Source organism: Paenibacillus pasadenensis (assembly GCF_023715725.1).
In the GTDB taxonomy this organism is placed as follows: domain Bacteria; phylum Bacillota; class Bacilli; order Paenibacillales; family Paenibacillaceae; genus Paenibacillus_O; species Paenibacillus_O pasadenensis_A.
Genome location: NZ_JAMBOT010000059.1, coordinates 1 through 434, shown reverse-complemented (window position 1 = coordinate 434; position 434 = coordinate 1). Strand labels below are relative to the sequence as shown.

The window sequence follows — 434 nt, the reverse complement described above, 5'->3', positions numbered from 1 at the left end:
ATGCTGGGGATCGGCAGCTCGCTAAGCAGTCACGATGTTTTGACTCTGCTGCCGTGGCTGGATATGCCGCTGCTGCAGGCCATCTTTATCTGGATGAGCAAGGTCGGCTCCTTTGCCTTCAGCTTCCTGCCGGTCATGTTTTGTATCGCCATCCCGCTGGGTCTGGCGCGAGAGAACAAAGGCGTCGCCGCCTTCGCCGGCTTCGTTGGCTACGCGGTCATGAACCTGGCGGTCAACTTCTGGCTGACCGCGAAGGGTATTCTGCCCACCACCGACGCCGCGATCCTGAAGGCCAACAATATCCAGAACATTATCGGCATTCCGTCAATCGATACCGGGATCCTCGGGGCGGTGATCGCCGGAATTATCGTCTGGCTGCTGCATGAACGCTTCCATAACATTCGCCTGCCGGACGCCCTGGCCTTCTTCGGCGG

General features: G+C 59.2%; 1 protein-coding gene. It reads left to right on the top strand.

Annotation, left to right across the window (positions count from 1 at the left end; translation table 11 throughout):
• A partial coding sequence (locus M3223_RS23945; RefSeq protein ID WP_251566300.1) for a PTS transporter subunit EIIC occupies positions 1-434 on the top strand: 434 nt, incomplete at both ends.